This window comes from Spirosoma sp. (assembly GCF_048594605.1).
Lineage (GTDB): Bacteria > Bacteroidota > Bacteroidia > Cytophagales > Spirosomataceae > Spirosoma.
The window spans coordinates 1-18740 of sequence record NZ_JBMDWV010000397.1; the positions used below are offsets into that span (position 1 = coordinate 1).

16 protein-coding genes are annotated in these 18740 nt (G+C 49.9%); 8 read left to right on the plus strand and 8 right to left on the minus strand.

What is annotated here, in order from left to right; genetic code table 11:
• Positions 1 to 84 precede the first annotated feature (84 nt).
• The gene (locus ACOJS8_RS24755; RefSeq protein ID WP_420151242.1) at positions 85 to 396 is read right to left on the minus strand and encodes a hypothetical protein; all 312 of its coding nucleotides are present in this window, start codon (positions 394 to 396) and stop codon (positions 85 to 87) included.
• A gap of 84 nt (positions 397 to 480) precedes the next feature.
• On the opposite strand from ACOJS8_RS24755, the gene ACOJS8_RS24760 reads away from it, so the two are divergent.
• A complete protein-coding gene (locus ACOJS8_RS24760; protein WP_420151243.1) occupies positions 481 to 1044 on the plus strand; it encodes a Crp/Fnr family transcriptional regulator in 564 nt (187 codons plus the stop codon).
• 74 nt (positions 1045 to 1118) lie between these two features.
• The gene (locus ACOJS8_RS24765) at positions 1119 to 1559 is read left to right on the plus strand and encodes an ester cyclase (RefSeq protein ID WP_420151244.1); all 441 of its coding nucleotides are present in this window, start codon (positions 1119 to 1121) and stop codon (positions 1557 to 1559) included.
• A 27-nt stretch (positions 1560 to 1586) separates the two neighbouring features.
• On the opposite strand, the gene dprA is transcribed toward ACOJS8_RS24765, so the two are convergent.
• The 3 genes from dprA to ACOJS8_RS24780 all read right to left on the minus strand — a co-directional run bounded on the left by dprA (position 1587) and on the right by ACOJS8_RS24780 (position 5087).
• Positions 1587 to 2711 carry a DNA-processing protein DprA gene (gene dprA / locus ACOJS8_RS24770; RefSeq protein ID WP_420151245.1) on the minus strand — a complete coding sequence of 375 codons (1125 nt, stop codon included), beginning with the start codon at positions 2709 to 2711 and terminating at the stop codon, positions 1587 to 1589.
• A gap of 153 nt (positions 2712 to 2864) precedes the next feature.
• Positions 2865 to 4577 (minus strand): GMC oxidoreductase, encoded by a 1713-nt coding sequence (locus ACOJS8_RS24775; protein ID WP_420151246.1) that lies wholly within the window; start codon positions 4575 to 4577, stop codon positions 2865 to 2867.
• A gap of 159 nt (positions 4578 to 4736) precedes the next feature.
• Positions 4737 to 5087, minus strand: coding sequence for a MerR family transcriptional regulator (locus tag ACOJS8_RS24780; RefSeq protein ID WP_420151247.1), 351 nt, complete (start codon positions 5085 to 5087; stop codon positions 4737 to 4739).
• Between the two features lie 139 nt (positions 5088 to 5226).
• Here ACOJS8_RS24780 and alaS point away from each other — a divergent pair, with 139 nt between their 5' ends.
• Positions 5227 to 8199, plus strand: a complete 2973-nt coding sequence (gene alaS, locus ACOJS8_RS24785) for an alanine--tRNA ligase (RefSeq protein WP_420151248.1) — start codon at positions 5227 to 5229, stop codon at positions 8197 to 8199.
• 69 nt (positions 8200 to 8268) lie between these two features.
• Here the strand turns inward: alaS and ACOJS8_RS24790 are convergent, their stop codons facing one another.
• Positions 8269 to 9750 carry a capsule assembly Wzi family protein gene (locus ACOJS8_RS24790; RefSeq protein WP_420151249.1) on the minus strand — a complete coding sequence of 494 codons (1482 nt, stop codon included), beginning with the start codon at positions 9748 to 9750 and terminating at the stop codon, positions 8269 to 8271.
• A gap of 145 nt (positions 9751 to 9895) precedes the next feature.
• Between ACOJS8_RS24790 and murI the strand changes: the two genes are divergently transcribed.
• The 5 genes from murI (at position 9896) to ACOJS8_RS24815 (ending at position 15450) form a co-directional block, all read left to right on the plus strand.
• Entirely contained in the window at positions 9896 to 10714 is an 819-nt protein-coding gene (gene murI / locus ACOJS8_RS24795; protein ID WP_420151250.1) for a glutamate racemase, read from the plus strand.
• A 111-nt stretch (positions 10715 to 10825) separates the two neighbouring features.
• Positions 10826 to 11551, plus strand: coding sequence for an RNA polymerase sigma-70 factor (locus ACOJS8_RS24800; RefSeq protein WP_420151251.1), 726 nt, complete (start codon positions 10826 to 10828; stop codon positions 11549 to 11551).
• Between the two features lie 3 nt (positions 11552 to 11554).
• Complete coding sequence (locus tag ACOJS8_RS24805; RefSeq protein WP_420151252.1) at positions 11555 to 12667, plus strand: FecR family protein; 1113 nt, start codon at positions 11555 to 11557, stop codon at positions 12665 to 12667.
• A gap of 73 nt (positions 12668 to 12740) precedes the next feature.
• A complete protein-coding gene (locus tag ACOJS8_RS24810; protein WP_420151253.1) occupies positions 12741 to 14597 on the plus strand; it encodes an STN domain-containing protein in 1857 nt (618 codons plus the stop codon).
• Between the two features lie 136 nt (positions 14598 to 14733).
• On the plus strand, positions 14734 to 15450 hold the full coding sequence (locus tag ACOJS8_RS24815; RefSeq protein ID WP_420151254.1) for a head GIN domain-containing protein: 717 nt from the start codon (positions 14734 to 14736) through the stop codon (positions 15448 to 15450).
• A 74-nt stretch (positions 15451 to 15524) separates the two neighbouring features.
• On the opposite strand, the gene ACOJS8_RS24820 is transcribed toward ACOJS8_RS24815, so the two are convergent.
• The 3 genes from ACOJS8_RS24820 to ACOJS8_RS24830 all read right to left on the minus strand — a co-directional run bounded on the left by ACOJS8_RS24820 (position 15525) and on the right by ACOJS8_RS24830 (position 18334).
• Complete coding sequence (locus tag ACOJS8_RS24820; RefSeq protein WP_420151255.1) at positions 15525 to 16556, minus strand: MlaD family protein; 1032 nt, start codon at positions 16554 to 16556, stop codon at positions 15525 to 15527.
• 111 nt (positions 16557 to 16667) lie between these two features.
• Positions 16668 to 17423 (minus strand): ABC transporter ATP-binding protein, encoded by a 756-nt coding sequence (locus ACOJS8_RS24825; RefSeq protein WP_420151256.1) that lies wholly within the window; start codon positions 17421 to 17423, stop codon positions 16668 to 16670.
• Between the two features lie 95 nt (positions 17424 to 17518).
• Complete coding sequence (locus ACOJS8_RS24830) at positions 17519 to 18334, minus strand: MlaE family ABC transporter permease (protein WP_420151257.1); 816 nt, start codon at positions 18332 to 18334, stop codon at positions 17519 to 17521.
• Between the last annotated feature and the right edge of the window lie 406 nt (positions 18335 to 18740).

The following is an 18740-nucleotide window of genomic DNA, read 5'->3' on the forward strand; positions in this document are numbered from 1 at the left end:
GGTTTTTTTGGGGCGTGGTGGTAGCGGTTAACGGGCTTGGGGGGCGGTTGCTGGGTGTTTTTCCCGCGAGACCCGGGGCAGTGATTAGGCGGCAGGCATCAAATACAACGTAGCAACAGGAACCATTACTTCTTTATCGACCGGATGGGGCTGCTGTGCCAGCAAGGGTCCGTGGGTAACAACCACTCTGAAAGGCGTTGATTTGCGGTCATCATTCATAAACGATACCTGGTGCTCTGTTCCCGTCTGAAACGTAGGGCCAAAAGCGGTATCAAAATCCACCCAGGCGTCGGGTGCCAGTTGCGTAGCTGATTGACGCGACGTATCGTTATAAAGCATTACCCGGAGTAGAACTTCAGGATTCAGCGGGATTACGTTGTTTTCTGATGAGTCCATATAATATAGTTGTTTTACTGTATTGCAAGTAAAACATAAATTCTTTAAAATCCAAGTCATTTTTTATCTAATCTGATCAGTCGTATGACTCTTTTACATACTTCCGTTAGGAGATTTGTAGAGATGGATGAGCCAAGCTGGGTTGCCTTTAACGATGCATTCAGGGAGTTTCAACTGGGTAGGGGGGACTTTCTGTTACAGCCTGGCCAAACCTGTAAACATATCTATCTTGTTCAGGAAGGGTTGTTGCGTAGCTTTTACATGAAAGAGGGCGATGAACGTAACATTGCCTTCGCGCTTGAAAACTCGTTTGTAACAGATCTGAAAAGCCTCCGTTCCGGACAAGCTTCCGAATTAGCTATTCAGGCGCTTGAGCCATCCACCTTACTGGGGGTAGCTAAAGCGGATTTGATACGTCTTTACCAGCAGCATCACCAAATTGAAGCGTTCGGCCGGCGGTTGCTGGAAACCTTACTGGAAGAGCAGGAAGAAGTGGCTTCGTGGTTCAGGTTGTATTCGGCAAAAGAACGATATGCCCTGTTGGGGCAACGGTATCCGTCTCTGTTGCAGCGCCTTCCGCTAGGTCACCTGGCTTCTTTTTTAGGCGTTCGTCGAGAAACATTAAGTCGAATCCGCAGATTGAAGTGAATCGCTTTTTGACTTTTGTCACAGATAGTTGCCTGCGTCGTGACCTACTTTTGTTTCAAGCAAATCAAAAGAACATGGACGTAAACCAAGCCCGACAATTCATCGTCGATTTCATTGAGGTGATCTGGAACCAGCAGCAATTTGATCAACTCAATACGTATCTACATCCCAATTACATTGATCATTCACTCCCAACGGCTTTGCCGGCCGATCGTTTTGGACTAGTACAATGGATACAAGCAACTAGCCGGTCGTTTTCACATCGGACAATCATTGAAGATCAGGTGACAGAGATCAACAAAACGATTTTAAAAGTTAACATGGAAATGATTCATGTTGGTGAATGGCGCGGCATAGAAGCTACTGGTGCCCAGGTAAGTACGGGAGGCTACCGATGCTATCGGCTGATGGATGAAAAAATCATCGGGCACTGGGCAATGATTGACGGTACTGGCTTAGAAGATTCACTACGTCAGCAAGCGCCCGTCGGTTGTAAAATCCCCGTTAGACAGTAGCTCTGTAACGAAGTCTGATAAGGCCGTTTACACGTATACGACAGCGTATTTCTTACCCGGCAGGGAGCGGACAAAGCCGCGAAATTCCAGATTGAGCAGGAGGGAAGCCAGCCGCCCCATGGGTATCTGTGTTTTCCAGCTCAGGTCGTCAATATGCAGGTCGGCCGACTGACGTAGCAGCGCAATCAACTGGCTCTCTTCGTCTGTAATATCAACGGGTAGGGGCAGCGAATCGTTTTTCGAGAGTCGGTGTTCACCTGTCGGAGAAGCGGGTTGATCCCAGTTCAATGCCTCAATAATGTCTTTGGGATTAATATAAATCTGCGCTTTATTCTCCCGAATCAGTTTATTGCAGCCTGCCGAGAACGTTTGATTCAATTGACCCGGTACCGCAAACACTTCCCGATGGTAATTATTGGCGTATTCGGCCGTAATCAATGCTCCGCCTTTGGCAGCGGCTTCCACCACTACAACGGCATCGCTCAGACCGGCAATGATGCGATTGCGGGCCGGAAAGAGATGGGCATCGGGCTTGGTGCCCGGCGCACTTTCGGTAAGTAGACCGCCCAAAACAAGCATCTCCTGAGCTGTTTTTTGATGGATATTCGGGTAAATAATATCCAGGCCACTAGCCATCACGCCAATCGTCGGTAAGCCATTCGACAGGCTGGCCCGGTGAGCTGCGATGTCGATGCCATAGGCTAATCCACTAATTACGTTGACTTCATAGGCAGAAACCGCTTCGATGATTTCGGCCGTGATACGTCGACCGTAATCCGTGGCTTGTCGCGTACCTACCAGACCAATAGTACGTTGGGCGTTCAAATTACCTGCTCCCTGAAAATAGAGCAGCGCCGGGGCATCGTAAAGCGTTTTCAGTCGATTTGGATACGCTTTATCGGTATAAAAAACAGCGGATGCACCTAGTTTTTCGAGCCGTTTCACTACCTGCTCTGCTTCGGACAATACAGTTTGTTTCAGAATAGCGCGCGCCGTTACGTCGCCGATACCGGGAATTTTGATCAGTCGGGCAAAGGGCGACCGGAATACGTCGTCGGCTGAACCGCAGTAGCTAATTAACTGGCGGATAAGAATACTGCCCACGCCGGGAACAAGCGTAAGGGCAATCTGGTGGTGGGTATTGGTGGACACAAAAAATAGGCTAGGGACTGTCTAAGATGGTAGACGTAGTACGTAGCCATGCGTTACGTAGCTGATGAAGATTTGTCATGAATCCGCCCAATCGCTTTCTGTTATGGGAAGCGATTGAGCGGATTCATACTCAGGTTTTGTGCAGGGCGGTGCTTACAGATTTTTCCGCTTCAGTTCACCAACGGCAAAGTCGGCAGCCCGGGCGGTGAGGGCCATGAACGTAAGCGAAGGATTCTGGCATGCCACCGATGCAAACGAAGCGCCATCGGTGACGAATACGTTTTTGGCGGCCCAAAGCTGATTATGCGCGTTGAGCATCGATGTTTTCGGGTCGCGCCCCATCCGAACACCACCCGTTTCGTGAACCGCCATGCCCGGAACCGAATGATTGTTATACGTACTGATGTTTTTCAGGCCAGCCGCTTCGAGCATTTCGGCGGCATCGTTCATCATGTCTTTCTGCATGAGATGCTCGTTTTCGCGGAATTTTACATCGAATGTCAACGTGGGGAGTCCCCATTTATCAAGTCGCTCCCGATTGAGGGTAACCTGGTTGTCTTCGTAGGGCAAGCATTCCGCAAAACCCATGATACCCATGTTCCAGGGACCGGGCTGACTCGCTTTTTCTTTCAGATCGGCGCCGAAACCAGCCTCGGCAATAAGCCGCTGCCAACCCGACCGCGACGCGCCCCCCTGATACCCGAAGCCGCGCAGATACTCCCGCTTGTCGTTGCCGATATTCCGATAGCGTGGAATATAAATGCCATTGGCGCGTCGACCGTAGTAGTATTTATCGTCAAACCCCATTCCATCGGCCTGCGCATTTGCTCCAGCCTGAAAATGGTGATCCATGATGTATTTACCCAACGTACCACTATCATTACCAAACCCGGTCGGAAAACGGTTCGATACGGAGTTCATCAGAATAAAATTCGTGGCCATGGCCGACGCATTCAGGAAAATAATTCGGGCGTAATACTCGGTCGTCTGATGCGTTTTGGCGTCGATAATCCGAACGCCTTTGGCTCGTTGGGTTTTTTCATCAAACAGCACCTCCGATACAATACTGTCCGTTCTGACGGTGAGCCGATTGGTTTGGCGAGCGGCTGGCAACGTAGTGGCCAACGTACTGAAATAACCACCGTACGGGCATCCCTGATGGCATTTGTTTCGGTACTGACAGGCCGTCCGACCCAGCGCTGTATGAACAGGATTCGCTTTCGAGAGGTTGGCCGTCCGACCGATCATCAGCACGCGGTTCATTTTGGATTTCAATTGCTGACGAACGTGCTGCTCCACACAATTAAGATCCATGGGCGGTAAAAACTCGCCGTCAGGCAGTTGGGCCAGTCCTTCCTTACTGCCCGATATACCTGCGAACCGCTCTACGTAACTATACCATGGGGCCAAATCGTTGTACCGTATCGGCCAGTCGTTCCCGAATCCATCCCGGGCATTGGCTTCAAAATCCATCGCACTCAAGCGGTAACTCTGACGCCCCCACATGATGGATTTTCCGCCCAGAATGTTCGGGCGATACCACATGAACGGATGATTTTCTTTGTAAGGCGCATCGCGGTCGTCGAACACAAAATGACCATTTTCTTCATTCATGGGCCGAATCCGGTACGTACCGGGGTCTTTATCCGTTGGCAGAACGGCTTTGCCGCGATGAGCGAATTCCCACGGCGCTTTCATCGTGGTGTCGTAGCCCGTTACGTGTTCGAGGTTGCGGCCCCGTTCCAGCATTAAAACACGTAGTCCTTTTTCGGTAAGCTCTTTGGCTGCCCAGCCGCCACTTACACCCGAGCCAACCACAATGGCATCGAAGGTATTACTGACTTGCGCTTTTAAATTGAGGTTCATAAGGGTAGGTTTACGTATCTGACAGACGTAGTGCGATGCAACAGCCTGTAAATCAGGTAAACGTAGAGGTTTAGGAGAACAGGTCTTTGCCTGAAAAGACGTAATTCCAGAATATATACCTACCCGGTAACCAGCGAAAAAAGCCGAATTTGAATCGTTTTAACTCAATTCATTCCGCATCTGCTCCAGAAATTCTTTGATTTTGATCAGCTTATTGATGTGGCGGGCATTTTCACGTCGGCGGGCGTCGCGTTTTTCAAGAAATTCACGAGCACCGGGCAAGGTGAATTTCTGACGCGTAACGAGATCAATAATTTCAGTCAGATGATCGATGTCGGCTTTCGTATAAATGCGGTCGCCGGAGCGGTTTTTCTTGGGCTGAAGCGAAGGAAATTCTTTCTCGTAATAACGAAGCTTGGAAGCATTGATGTTAAACATCTCTGCAACCTCCTTGATCCCGTAATATAGTTTACCCGACTCTTCCATCTGACAAACTTGCAGACGTTCCACGAAACCTGCAAGTTTTGGCGTATTTTTGCAAAATTAGTCGATAGTCGTAAGCCAGAACAGGGCTGCCCACACGGTCGATTGGACTCTTGGGTGCGGTTTTAAACAGACGACGATCGACTTTTGACATACGACTATTTTTATGACTTCCCACGAAATACGCCGGCATTTTCTTGACTTTTTTCAGTCTAAACAACACCTGATTGTTTCCTCAGCTCCGCTTGTTGCCAAAAACGACCCGACGCTGATGTTCAACAACTCAGGCATGGCGCAGTTTAAAGATTTTTTCCTCGGCAACGGTACGCCCCCGGCCAGGCGCGTAGCCGATACGCAGAAGTGTCTGCGCGTGTCGGGTAAGCACAATGACCTCGAAGATGTTGGATTTGATACGTATCACCACACCATGTTCGAGATGCTGGGTAACTGGTCGTTTGGCGATTATTTCAAAAAAGAAGCCATCGAGTGGGCGTGGGAATTGCTGACGGAAATTTACAAGCTGCCGAAAGATCGGTTGTACGTATCGGTGTTTCAGGGGGATAAGAAAGATAACGTACCGTTCGATCAGGAAGCGTTTGACCTCTGGAAACCTATCGTTGGCGAAGACCGGATCATCTACGGCAACAAGAAGGATAATTTCTGGGAAATGGGCGATACAGGCCCGTGTGGCCCCTGTTCTGAAATTCACGTGGATTTGCGCTCGGCGGAGGAAGTAGCCGAAAAACCGGGCAAAGAACTGGTAAATGCCGATCACCCACAGGTGGTCGAAATCTGGAACCTCGTGTTCATGCAGTTCAACCGGAAAGCCGATGGATCGCTGGAGCCGTTACCGGCGCGCCACGTCGATACGGGCATGGGTTTCGAGCGGTTGTGCATGGCCATTCAACAGAAAAAATCGAACTACGATACCGACGTTTTTTCGGGAACCATCGCCGTTATCGAAGAGCTGTCGGGTAAAAAATACGAAGCTGGAACGGGTATGTCAGACGTAGCGATGCGCGTCATTGCCGACCACATCCGGGCGGTCTCGTTCGCCATTGCCGACGGACTCGTGCCGTCGAATGCGAAAGCGGGTTACGTTATCCGCCGAATCCTGCGCCGGGCCATTCGCTACGGGTATTCGTATCTCGGCTTAACCGAACCATTTATGACCAAACTGGTGCCGACGCTGGCGTTACAGTTTGCCGACGTTTTTCCTGAATTGAACGCCCAGCGCGATTTCGTGGCTACAGTGATTCGGGAAGAGGAAGCTGCATTTCTGCGTACGCTCGGAACAGGATTGAAATTAGTTGATAACATAACACAAGACTCCCTCAATCAGCTCACAACAGCAAGTGCATTTTTAAGTCAAATAACAAGTTCATTAGCTGAGCAGCTTAAACCTTTGACTGAAAATATTAAGCTGGCTAATTCCGTTGTGCCATCATTTACTAATGCTGCATCTAATTTTAAAAATATCAACTTAGAGTTTTTAAATCAGCATAAACTTTCAATTGAAGCAGTTCAAAAGTTTACAGAGCAGAACAAAACTTTAATTGAAACTATTAAAACTGCTACCGAGAATTTACCTAAGTTAGGCGAAGCTCTACGTCAGCAATTTCAAGAAGCATCTACACGAATAAATGAAAGCCTAAATGCGACTAAACTGAAAGGCGAAACTGTTTTCGAACTTAATGATACGTTCGGTTTTCCAGCCGACTTAACGGCACTGATCGCCCGCGAAAAAGGGCTAAGTATCGACGAAGCTGGTTTTCAGAAAGCTCTTCAGGAGCAGAAAGTTCGTTCGCGTAAAGATGCCGCTTCGTCGGCTGGCGACTGGATTGAATTAGCGGAACTTGATGATAAAGTCCAGTTTGTCGGCTATGACCAGCCGGAGGCTTATGCCCAAATCGTAAAATACCGCAAGATTCAGAATAAGCAGGGAACGCAGATACAGGTTGTCCTTGATAAAACACCATTCTACGCGGAGTCGGGTGGGCAGATCGGTGATACGGGTACACTTGAGCTGTTCGCAGGCTCCGATCAGATTGGTACGTTAACGGTACTGGATACGAAGAAAGAAAATGACCTGGCTATTCACATTGTGCAGGACGTAGCGGGCATTGACGATCTGCTGACGCAGGCCGATTCGGTTTATGCTGTCATCAATACGTCCCGTCGGGCGCTGATTGCTGCGAATCACTCAGCTACTCACCTGTTGCACTCCGCTTTGCGTGATGTATTGGGTAACCACGTAGCGCAGAAAGGGTCGTACGTTGGGCCGGATGCACTCCGTTTCGATTTCTCGCACTTCAGTAAAGTGACAGACGAGCAGCTCGCCGAAGTGGAACGGATTGTGAATGAGAAAATCCGGGAAGATATTCCGCTGTATGAAAAACGGAACGTACCTATTGAGGAAGCTAAAGCGTTAGGCGCGACCGCTTTGTTCGGTGAAAAATACGGCGATTTTGTTCGGGTCATTACGTTCGATCCAGCCTATTCCGTTGAGCTTTGCGGTGGAACGCACGTGTACCGCACAGGCCACATCGGTCTGTTCAAGTTGACGGCAGAGGGTTCCGTATCGACGGGGGTTCGACGGGTAGAAGCCAAAACCGCATTGGGGGCCGAAACGCTGGTCAATGAGCAAATGGCCGTTGTGAGTGAGTTGAAAGAATTACTCAAAGCGCCCAAAGACGTAGTGAAAGCCGTACAGACGTTGCTGGACGAACGTAGCGCCTTGCAGAAACAGATTGAAACGTTACAGAACGAGAAAGTGCAGCAGTTGAAAAACCAGTTGCTGGATAAAGTAGAAGCGGTTAACGGCCACGCTCGTCTGGTCGAAAAAGTAGACGTACCATCGGCTGACGCACTCAAACAACTGGCTTACGACCTGAAAGCAAAAGTAGATAACCTGGCGCTCGTGCTGGGGGCCGACATCAATGGAAAACCGCAGCTTGCGGTTATGTTGCCCGACTCCCTGATTCAGGATAAAAAGCTGAACGCGGGGCAAATTGTAAAAGAACTCGCCAAAAATATCAAAGGTGGGGGCGGAGGCCAGCCGTTCTTTGCAACCGCTGGTGGTTCTGATCCGGCAGGCCTGGATGCTGCTCTGGAACAAGGCAAAGCGTTACTCGGGTAATTAAGATTTAACGGACTACGTAGCAACTTCCCGAAAGTACTGTTCTTTCGGGAAGTTCTGTTTTTGGTATCACCATCTTTTTTTCAGACCAATATATCCGCCCGTCGTATTGGTAAACAAACCGCCATCGTCCACCGCTATTCTGGCCAGTAAATACGTATTGGTCCAACGGGAAATGGGCATTTGCGCCGAAAGTAATCCCGAAAACTGAGTAGCGCTGCCGGGTGGCGGATCTCTATACGTACCGTAGTTTTCGCTGTAGGACGTACGAAGCTGAAACAATGCATTTCGATAAGAGGCCTGCAGCCCAACGTACCACATATCGATGCGGTTATTCGGGAAAAATTGCCCTCCTTTCAGAATAGACTTGTCGTCAAAATCCTGCCCCGGCGCGATAAATGGCGTACCAATCGTTCGGCCGAAATACGACCAGCCCTGAACGTACTGACTATGGTTATAATAATTGTCGCCCCCCTGATACGTGCTACCGGGAATATAGAACGTAGAGCCTGACTGATCCTTGGTTGTCAGATACTCAAGGGTTAGCCGATTGAATCGGAAAGAAGCTGTTTTTTCTGATTTCGGTACGTAACTGAGCCCCCAGAGGCCATCGGGCAAATTCTTGAAAACAATCCCCGAAACGTCTTCATAAGCGTGCTGATAGTACGCCAGCCAACGGCCAGTGGCGTTGTTCAGCTCAACGCCAAAATCAATACTGCCAGCACTGTTTCCGACGCGGTAACTGTCGAAGGATGTGTAGCCGGCCAGCTTGTCCCAATCCTTGGGCGTGTACGAAAGCACGACATATTTGTAAAAACTCCAGTCGGAAGGCAGGTAACCGTTAACATCGGCTACATCCGGCTGCTGCTTTAAATAATCGGCATGACCAGCCCACTGTACATTGTGATTAACGCCTGCATAGGCTTTCCAGGTCGAAGCCGGTTTTCCTAATCGCAGGTAGACATGTTTCTGATGCAACCGCACGCCCTGAATATACGGTACGTTAAACCAACCGTGCGAAAAGGCGGCATTGATGGCTACAAAGTCTTTTGTGAAATGCAGCGGAGCGTAGCCAATCGTGCCTAGTTGCAGTTTCGGAACGGGAAGCGCATTGCCAGAGACCGCGTAAAACCCCGACGACAACGTAGTATCGCCCAGACCCGTAACCTCCCGTCGGCGACCGATGTACAGTTCGATGGACCTGAATCGGATTTTTAGATGCGCTTCGGGAAGTAACACCTTTGCTTGATCGGTTTGGGTGTACGTAACGACTGGATTCAGCTTAAAACCCCAGTCGATTTTGCGGGAACGGGCAGAATCTGGTCGTTGATAAGATTTGCCGATCGACGCCTGAAGAAGACCCGCCGGAGCCTGTTTAGGAATGATACCGTACTGGTTGGTACGTAACCAGAAAGGTGTGGCGGATTCGGATGAAAGAATACTGCCTATTTCCACCTCACCCTGCCAAAGTGAGCGTGACTGGCCGACTGCCTGATCAGTAATGCCCAACAGGAGTAGTGCATAAAAAAGAATGGGACGCAAACCTGACATATACGGTGGTAGAGGAACGCTGCGAGTAGTCTGGATCAGCCGTGAATATACTGCTGTTCAGGATGTTTTGTAAAGCAGGCTGCATGATTGTTCAGGATTATCGATTTTAAGGTTTACAAGTAACCGCTAATGGCTATTTTTGTCTATGAATCAACCCATTGGCGTTTTTGATTCGGGCTATGGTGGCCTGACTGTTTTGCGGGAAATTGTTCGTAAATTACCTCAGTACGATTACGTTTATCTGGGCGATAATGCCCGGACTCCTTACGGTACACGCTCGTTCGATACCGTTTATCAGTACACACTCGAATGTGTTCGGCATCTGTTCGACCGGGGCTGCCGACTGGTCATTCTGGCCTGCAACACCGCATCGGCGAAAGCGCTACGTAATATTCAGCAACTGGATTTGCCTGCACTTGCTCCCGATCGTCGGGTGCTGGGTGTTATTCGGCCCACGACGGAAGTAATCGGTACGTATTCGCAGGCGGGGCATGTTGGTATTCTGGCCACACGCGGAACCGTTACGTCGGAGTCGTACCTGGTAGAAATCGCTAAGTTTTTTCCGGAGTTGAACGTCGTTCAGGAGGCTTGCCCGATGTGGGTACCGCTGGTTGAGAATGGTGAATACGCTAGTCCCGGCGCCGATTATTTTGTAAAGCAGCACATCGACCGGTTGATGGAAAAATCGCCCGCTATCGATACGTTGTTACTGGCTTGTACGCACTATCCGCTTCTGCTCGAAAAAATCCGGCAGGCGGCTCCCCCCAACGTAACGATTTTGAGCCAGGGCAATATCGTGGCTGAGCGGCTGGCTGATTATTTGCTACGTCATCCTGAAATTGAGGAACAGTGCAGTAAACAGGGGCGACGGACATTTCTGACAACTGACTCTGCCGCTGATTTCGATCGGCAGGCAACTGTTTTCTACGGAGAGCCGGTTCGTTCAGTACATTTGGCCCTGTAAATCAGTGTTTTTCTGTTCTACAACTCACTGCCTAAAATAAATTTGACAAAGCAGTAGGGGGAAACCGGTTGATAAGTGTCATAATGCCGAACAAGCAGATGTTCGGCACAAATGATAGCTTTGCAGCCTTCTATCATCTACCAGACCAAGTCAGTGCCACCAACTGAGCAGGACGTTATTGACGCTATCCGAGCCGGTAGCGAACGCGCTTTTGAAGATGTGTTTCGACAGCATTACGCATCCTTGTGTCGGTATGCCTGTCAATTTTTATCCGATCCTGATGATGCCGAAGAGGAAGTACAGGCTATGTTTCTGGCACTGTGGGAGAAACGTAACGGGCTCATTATCAGTATTTCGTTGAAATCGTATCTGTTTCGGGCGGTGCATAACCGATGCCTGAACCGCATTAAACATGCCGCCGTTCGGGATGAGCACCGGGAATATACACGTTACATGGGTGAACAGCGGGTGGATTCGCCTGCGCAGACGGTGATTGGCGACGAGCTGGCAAGCCGCTTACAGATTGCCATCCAGAAACTACCTGAGCAATGCCGACTGGTTTTTAGCCTCAGCCGATTTGACGAGTTGAAATACAGCGAAATAGCTGATCAGCTGGGCATTTCCATCAAGACGGTCGAAAATCAGATTGGCAAAGCGTTACGTATCCTGCGTACGGAACTGAGTGAGTATTTAGCCATTACATTTGTTCTCCTGTACAACGCAGAATGGCTGATGGACAAGCTTGGGTGGCTACACGACACGAACCTGCTATTGCTGTCGCTAGTCGATTTTTCATTACCTGTTTTACTTAGTTCGTTCGCAATTGTTCCTGTATAATCTATGGCCGATCAATTACCAATAGACGACGCCATGCTGGGCAAGTTTCTGGCGGGTGAAACCGATCCGGCCGAATCCGCGCGGGTCCGTCAGTGGCTTGCCAGTCGTGGAAACAACCCGGCTGAGCCTACTCAGAACGATTTTGCGAAATTTGAACGGATCTGGGATGCTGCCAATCCGGCGCAAACGTCATCACGAATCAACCCGCCGGATCTGTCTCAGTCGGAAGCCAGCCAGCCTCCCGCGTTCGATACCAATGCCGCCTGGAAAGCGGTTCAGGGAAAAATGAGCGCGAAGCCGGGCGATTCAGAAAGAGCAACTGATCCGGTTATCAAGCCGTTGCACCGGCAACGTAGCGAAGACAAGACGGATCGGAACCAGATTTTTTACCGGATAGCGGCTGTCCTGATCCTGGCAACGAGCTTTGGCTGGCTGTCGTTCCAGCTACTTTTTATGGGGCACGACCATCCGGCTGCCAATATCGTGACGCTGGTTACCGCCGATCAGAAAATTAGTAAGACCTTACCCGATGGAACAAAAATTCTGCTGAATCGTCATTCAACGCTGACGTATCCAACGACTTTCTCCGACGACCTGCGCGACGTAACGCTGACGGGTGAGGCCTATTTCGACGTAGCGCCGGATGCCGCACGACCCTTTCGTATTCAGGCCCGCACAACCGTTGTGCAGGTGTTGGGTACATCCTTCAGCGTACAGGCTTACAATCGGAATGTGAGCGTAGCGGTTCGAACCGGAAAAGTACGCTTTTCGGGGGGGCGAAAAGCGGTTTTGCTGACACAGAATCAGCAGGCTACGTTTGAATCCGGAGCCGACACGATCCGACGGGCACCGCTGTTGTCAGCCAACGCATTTGCCTATAAAACGGGTCAGCTTGTCTTTAAAAACGAACCGCTCACCGACGTAGTGAAAGCCATTAACCAGTTTTATAATGCAGATGTGCGGCTAGCGAATGATCAACTGGCCAATTGCCGCCTGACGACTCGCTTCGATAAAGCCCCCCTGGATACGGTTCTGAACGTAACGGCCGAAACATTTGGCTTGCATATTCGCTACAAAGGTCGCCAGGTAATTCTGGAAGGCGCTGGATGCCAATAGGTAGCAGGGGTGCCTGAAAAAACACATAGGGGGAACAGCTCAGATGGGTGTCTTTACGAAAAACCTACTGGAAATGAACTCGATTCGCTATTCTATTTTTTTGCTTTTCTTCATAAACATCCGGTTGCTGGCTCAGGTGCCCTCACCGCTGGATCGGTTAATATCGGTTGATATCCGCAACGCTACCGTTGACAATGCGCTGCGTCAGATTAGCCGGGCCGGGCAGTTTGAGTTTTCGTATAATGCCAGTCGTATTGATGTCAACGCAGTCGTTACGGTTCGGGCAACCAATACACCGGTTCGGGAAGTGCTCAACCGGGTGTTCAGAAACCGGGTTACGTTTAAATCACGGGGCAACCACGTAATTCTGGTTCAGGCCGAGCCTGCCGAAGCCGAGCCGAAGAACTTCCTTCTGGATGGCTATATTCTGGATGAACAAACGGGCGAACGTATCGGAAGGGCCAGCGTATTTGAGAAAACCACACTGGCCTCAACCGTGAGCAACCCGTTTGGTTATTACCGGCTGCAATTGCCCACAAACTTACCGACCGTACGTTTGGATGTACGGAAACAGGCCTACCAGGGCGAAACGGTTGTGGTGCGGTCGCGTATTTCGCACTCCGTTACTATCCGGATGACACCCCAACCGCCGGTTACGTCTACGGTGCAGACGCTGCCCATTCGCGTGACCGAAGATACGCTCAGATCGGTTGCTTCGTCGTTATCAAGCGTACCTGTCGAAATGCCAACTCCGACAATTGATTCAATACCACCGCAGCCCGTGTCTGTGGTTGATCAGGGGCTGGCAAGCATTTCAAAGCTTTTCGTTTCGGCTCAGCAGGCGATTCACGATATTAACCTGAGTCGGGATACACTCTACCGCGACTGGCAGGTATCGTTTCTTCCGTTCATTGGTACCAATCATCGCCTGAGCGGACGTATCAGCAACCGGCTGTCTTTCAATGCCCTGGTTGGGTACTCATTTAGCGTACGTACCCTGGAAGTAGGTGGCTTAGCCAATCTGGTTCGGGCGGATGTTCATGGTTTTCAGGCGGCTGGGCTGGCCAACGTAGTGGGTGGAAATGTACAGGCTGTGCAGGTAGGAGGACTGGCCAATTATACGGATCAGAACGTAACGGGGGTTCAGGTTGCCGGCTTAGCCAATTCGGTTGGGAAGTCAGTTGACGGGCTTCAACTGGCGGGTATGGCCAATTACACCAATGAGGATGTGCGCGGCATGCAGATCGGCGGTTTGGTTAACGTAGCAGCTCAATCCATTCGGGGTATGCAGCTGGCTGGACTGGCGAATTACACCCATAACGACGTAAAAGGCTGGCAGATTAGTGGGATCCTCAACCGGGCCCGGCGTGTTACGTCGGGGCATCAGATCGGGTTGTTCAACGTGGCCGATACGGTTGGCAGCGCGCCCATTGGTTTGTTGAGTTACATTCGGAAAGGCGGTTATCAACGTGTAGAAGTGGCGGCCAACGAAGTCAATATGCTGAACGTCACCTTCCGGACGGGAGTCCGTCATTTCTATAATATCCTTACGGCAGGTCATAGTTTCGGTCGCGATGGCAGCCCCCGATTAAGTGCCGGGTATGGTATCGGTTCGGCATCTCGTTTGTCGCGCGCTACGTTATTCAATCTGGAAGCGATCTACCATCATTTGTTTTATTTCGATGGCAACTATTCGGGTGAATGGAACAACCATATCCGCTTAAACACGTTACTCGAAACCAAACTCAGTGGTCGCCTGTCGCTGGCCTTTGGTCCCTCCTTCAACTGGTATTTCAGCAACGACGGTCGACCCCGCCCATTGCTTCAGCCGGACGTAACGCTTTTCGCCGACCGCACCGATTCATATAGCAATACGCTACACTCCGGCTGGATTGGTTTTCAGGTTGGCCTGCGCTACGGACGCTGGTAGATTAGGCTTGGTCGGACAGTGATCATGAATTGGAAAAAATATTTTTTTATCACGTAGGGGGGAAGTCTCAATGGATTGTCATGCTTGCAAAAAGGGGTAGTTGACAGTGCTACGTCCTGGTAAACTAAGACAAATCATGAGAATCTACAAACAATGTTATGGAATTGGCCTCATGGCCTTATTGATTGGACTGGCGGGATGCTCCTTAAAGCGGGAGGATGTCGGACCGTATCAGAGTGCTCAGCAAACGTACAGCTTCACCAACTTTGATCGTCTGGATATGGGTAGTGCCTTTACGGTTACGGTACAGCAGGGGCCTACGTATAGTATTACGGTAGAAGGCGATCGCCGTAACCTGGATGACCTGGATGTATATACGAGAAACGGTACGTTGAGAGCTCAGTATCGGGTTTCTCGAAACCGCAAGTACTCCACTACGTTCCGGATCACCATGCCGACGTTACGGGGTGTCGATTTTTCGGGCGCTGCCCGGTCTACCATCACTGGATTTACTGATTTGTCGGATCTGGACGTAAGGCTTTCGGGTGCTTCTGAAGGTGAATTTACGGTACAGTCTGCCCGAACGAACGTAGAGCTGTCGGGTGCTTCAAAACTGCGTATGAACGGAAATGGTACGTCCTTGACTGCGAATCTGTCGGGCGCATCGCTGCTGCAAGGATTTAGCTATCCGGTCAGCGAAGCCAATCTCGATGCCAGTGGCGCCAGCAAAGCCAATGTTAACGTAGCGAATTCATTGGTGGTTGAGGCCAGTGGCGCCAGTTCGGTGCGATACCTGGGTAGTCCCTCGCTACGTCAGCGCGTAAGTGGCGCCAGTTCGGTAGAGCGGGAGTAAGATTCATTAGCTAACCCAATGTATACTCGGGCGCCACAAAAACCTTCGTGTTGGTTGTGGCGCCTGGGTATACATCAGGGCTGCGTTTGAGCAGCTTTGGTACTGTCGGCCTTTTGTTTGGCAACTTCCTTCGCCTGTTTTTTGAAAAAGCCACGTAACAGAAAATTGCTCTGGGCAGCCTTTAAATCTTCATTCAGCAGAGCACTTCCTTTGCTTAAGTTACTGAGGGTTGTACGTAAGTTGCTGGCTGCCTGCTGGTCGGAAAGGAGTACACCCAGTGGCGTATTCGTATTATTTAGTTTCTCCGAAGTACGATACAGATTCTCTGAGCTACGGTTCAGGTTCGTAACGGCTTTATCGGCTGAGGTGGCCACATCTTCGAGTCGGGACGCCGACCGGCTGAATCGCCGAAATATGGTGGTGTCCGTTACCAGTTCATTTGCCAACGTACCGGGCCTGTTGAGTTTAGCCGCAAATTGCGAAACAGAGCCAGTAACTTTCACCGTATTGTCGGAAGCACGTTCCAGATTGCGCATCGCCCGCTTGAAGTTTTCGGCCACCAGTGAGTCGGTCAGAACGGCTCCTACAGTTCCTTTACCCCGGCGAAGATTACCCACCAGCTCCTTGAAGTCGTTTGTGACCCGGAGTAGGTTGTTGTTATTTTCCTGGAGGGTCGCCATGATCTGGTCAGAGCTCAGGGCCTCTGATGTTTTGAGCTTGTCGCCGTCTTCTACTTCTGGATGGCTGTTTGTTCCGCCCGCGATCACAACAATTTTATTGCCGATCAGCCCGTCGCTGCCAATGCTGGCGTTGGCGTCTTTCCGAATGTATTGCTGTGAACTTTGCTCAATGTTCAAATCCACTTCTACCTGTGCCGTGCCGGTGAAACTGATTCGCTTGACGGTGCCAATCTTTACCCCTGAAAACCAGACGTTGTTTCCAACTTTAAGGCCACCTACGTCTTTAAAAATGGTTATCAGTCGAATACTTTTGGTAAATCGTTTTTGCTGGCCACCCAGCACAAAAACGCCTGCTATAAAAATCACAAGTCCCAGCAGGACAAAAATGCCGACAACAACGGAACGTCTGTTCGATTCGGTACTCATAGGAAGTCGTTAGTCAATAGGTGTCAGTCGATCATCATTAACCAGTACGTTAGAAAATAGAGCGTGAAAAGTACGATCGACTATTGACTAACGACTGACGGCTTATTCTGTTCAATTCACAAATTTGTATTCGTAAAATTGCTGGATACGCTCGTCAGGATCGGCGAAAACGTCGTCGAACGTACCTATCCGTGCGAAGCGCCCATCCAGCAGCATCGCCACCCGGTCGCCGGTGGTTTTGGCACAGGTCAGATCGTGCGTAATAATAATAGAGGTAGCTCCCAGCCGCTCGCGAACATCGTTGATCAGGTTATTGATTTCAACGCTCGTGATCGGATCCAGACCCGCCGTTGGTTCATCGTATAGCATGATTTCAGGCTTGAGTATCAGTGTTCGGGCAATACCGATACGTTTCCGCTGACCGCCCGATAGCTCCGAGGGCATCTGATTGATCGTTTGCGAGAGTCCAACATCGTCCAGCGCTTTTTCAACCGCCTGGTCGATTTCGCTGCGACTTAAATTGCGGATGTTTCGAACCAGTGGAAACTCCAGATTCTCCCGGATGCTCATGCTGTCGTACAGGGCACTGTTCTGAAATGAAAACCCAACTTTCTGACGAAATTCATCCAGTTCTTTTCCTCTCAACGTCTCAACGTCTTGGCCGAGCACCATAACGCGTCCGGCATCGGGTTTGAGTAAACCGACCAGAATTTTTATCAATACGGACTTACCCGTACCCGACCGACCCAGAACAACCACATTTTCGCCCCGATGAACATCCAGGTCTACGCCCCGCAGTACGTGCAGGTCGCCGAAGGACTTCTTCAATCCCTCTATGTGAATGATCGGTTCCGTATTTTCAGCCATAACTTGTAATGACTGAATGATTGACTGGTTGAATGATTGAATTGGTATGCATTGGCCATTCTATCACTCAATTATTCAATCATTCAAAAGTATAGTTAACTCCCCCGGATTGCACTAACAATCTGAAGGGAAAGAAGTTCTTCAATAAAAACCAGAAACATAGCCGTAACAACCGATGAATTAGCGGCCTTGCCAACGCCTTCGGTTCCTTTTGAGGAGTGGTAGCCTTTATAACACCCAACCATGCCTATTGTAAACCCAAAAACGATGGATTTAAGGACAGAGGCAAAAATGTCCAGATACGTAATGGCTCCGAAAACTTCCTGTATGTACGACGTAAAACTCGTTTGCTCGTTCTGATTTACGTTGATGTAAGCACCAATCAACGCAACAAAAATGGTGTACATCGTCAAGAGTGGAATCGTAAATGAAGTGGCAATAACCCGGCTGACGACCAGGAATTTAAAAGGATCGGTGCCGGAAACTTCCAGTGCGTCGATCTGTTCCGTTACGTTCATGGAACCCAGCTCAGCCCCGATACTTGACCCCACTTTACCGGCGGCAATCAGTGCCGTTACGAGTGGGCCCAGCGCTCGCACTATAGCGATGGCAATGAGCGATGGCAGCCAGGACGTAGCACCAAAATCAGCCAGCGACGGGCGCGACTGATTGGTAAATACGATACCCGTAATAAATCCGGTGGTGGAGATCAGCAGCAAAGACCTAAAACCTACTTCGTAACATTGCCGAACAATCTCCTTGAACTCGTAGGGCGGCAATAAGGCCTCGCGAAAGAAACGGCCGACAAACCCAGCTACTTCCGCTAGTTCAAGAAAAAAACGATCAAATCGCCGGGTCGTGACGGCTTTGCCAGAGGCCTGGTTTGCTGATTTGGTGGTATCAGATTGCATTCAACTGCTCGAAAGAGTGTTGGTTCGACGTATAGAGCCAACAGTACACTAATAACTCATTTGTAAAGCTGTGGTTTTAATTTGACAAAAAGTAATCGGCAAGACGCCGTTTTTTTAGCGCAATCGTTCTGAAAAGCGCTACGTTAGCCAGATCCGAATGTATTTTCTAAGAACCAGCCATTTAGCTTTTTAGCCTAAATTCCTACACGAATAAAACAGACCGGGAAAATGCCAGTCAGCTTGGTATTCACTGGAGGACGTAACAGAACAGCCTAAAAGGGGGCTTTGTCTATGTATAAACAAAGTCTCCTTTGGGCCGGAGTCGTTCTTGACTGGAGGGGTAATTAAATTACGCAGCCTGCCGAAGTTCAGTACGTTTCCAGGCGGTATAGGCCGTCCGCAGATC

What these genes read in the sequence shown, in the direction of transcription:
- ACOJS8_RS24775 (WP_420151246.1), bottom strand. Translation starts at nt 4,577, where the DNA reads ATGAACCTCAATTTAAAAGCGCAAGTCAGTAATACCTTCGATGCCATT.
- ACOJS8_RS24760 (WP_420151243.1), top strand. Translation starts at nt 481, where the DNA reads ATGACTCTTTTACATACTTCCGTTAGGAGATTTGTAGAGATGGATGAG.
- ACOJS8_RS24825 (WP_420151256.1), bottom strand. Translation starts at nt 17,423, where the DNA reads ATGGCTGAAAATACGGAACCGATCATTCACATAGAGGGATTGAAGAAG.
- ACOJS8_RS24800 (WP_420151251.1), top strand. Translation starts at nt 10,826, where the DNA reads ATGATAGCTTTGCAGCCTTCTATCATCTACCAGACCAAGTCAGTGCCA.
- ACOJS8_RS24790 (WP_420151249.1), bottom strand. Translation starts at nt 9,750, where the DNA reads ATGTCAGGTTTGCGTCCCATTCTTTTTTATGCACTACTCCTGTTGGGC.
- ACOJS8_RS24755 (WP_420151242.1), bottom strand. Translation starts at nt 396, where the DNA reads ATGGACTCATCAGAAAACAACGTAATCCCGCTGAATCCTGAAGTTCTA.
- ACOJS8_RS24820 (WP_420151255.1), bottom strand. Translation starts at nt 16,556, where the DNA reads ATGAGTACCGAATCGAACAGACGTTCCGTTGTTGTCGGCATTTTTGTC.
- ACOJS8_RS24815 (WP_420151254.1), top strand. Translation starts at nt 14,734, where the DNA reads ATGAGAATCTACAAACAATGTTATGGAATTGGCCTCATGGCCTTATTG.
- alaS (WP_420151248.1), top strand. Translation starts at nt 5,227, where the DNA reads ATGACTTCCCACGAAATACGCCGGCATTTTCTTGACTTTTTTCAGTCT.
- ACOJS8_RS24830 (WP_420151257.1), bottom strand. Translation starts at nt 18,334, where the DNA reads ATGCAATCTGATACCACCAAATCAGCAAACCAGGCCTCTGGCAAAGCC.
- ACOJS8_RS24765 (WP_420151244.1), top strand. Translation starts at nt 1,119, where the DNA reads ATGGACGTAAACCAAGCCCGACAATTCATCGTCGATTTCATTGAGGTG.
- ACOJS8_RS24805 (WP_420151252.1), top strand. Translation starts at nt 11,555, where the DNA reads ATGGCCGATCAATTACCAATAGACGACGCCATGCTGGGCAAGTTTCTG.
- ACOJS8_RS24810 (WP_420151253.1), top strand. Translation starts at nt 12,741, where the DNA reads ATGAACTCGATTCGCTATTCTATTTTTTTGCTTTTCTTCATAAACATC.
- murI (WP_420151250.1), top strand. Translation starts at nt 9,896, where the DNA reads ATGAATCAACCCATTGGCGTTTTTGATTCGGGCTATGGTGGCCTGACT.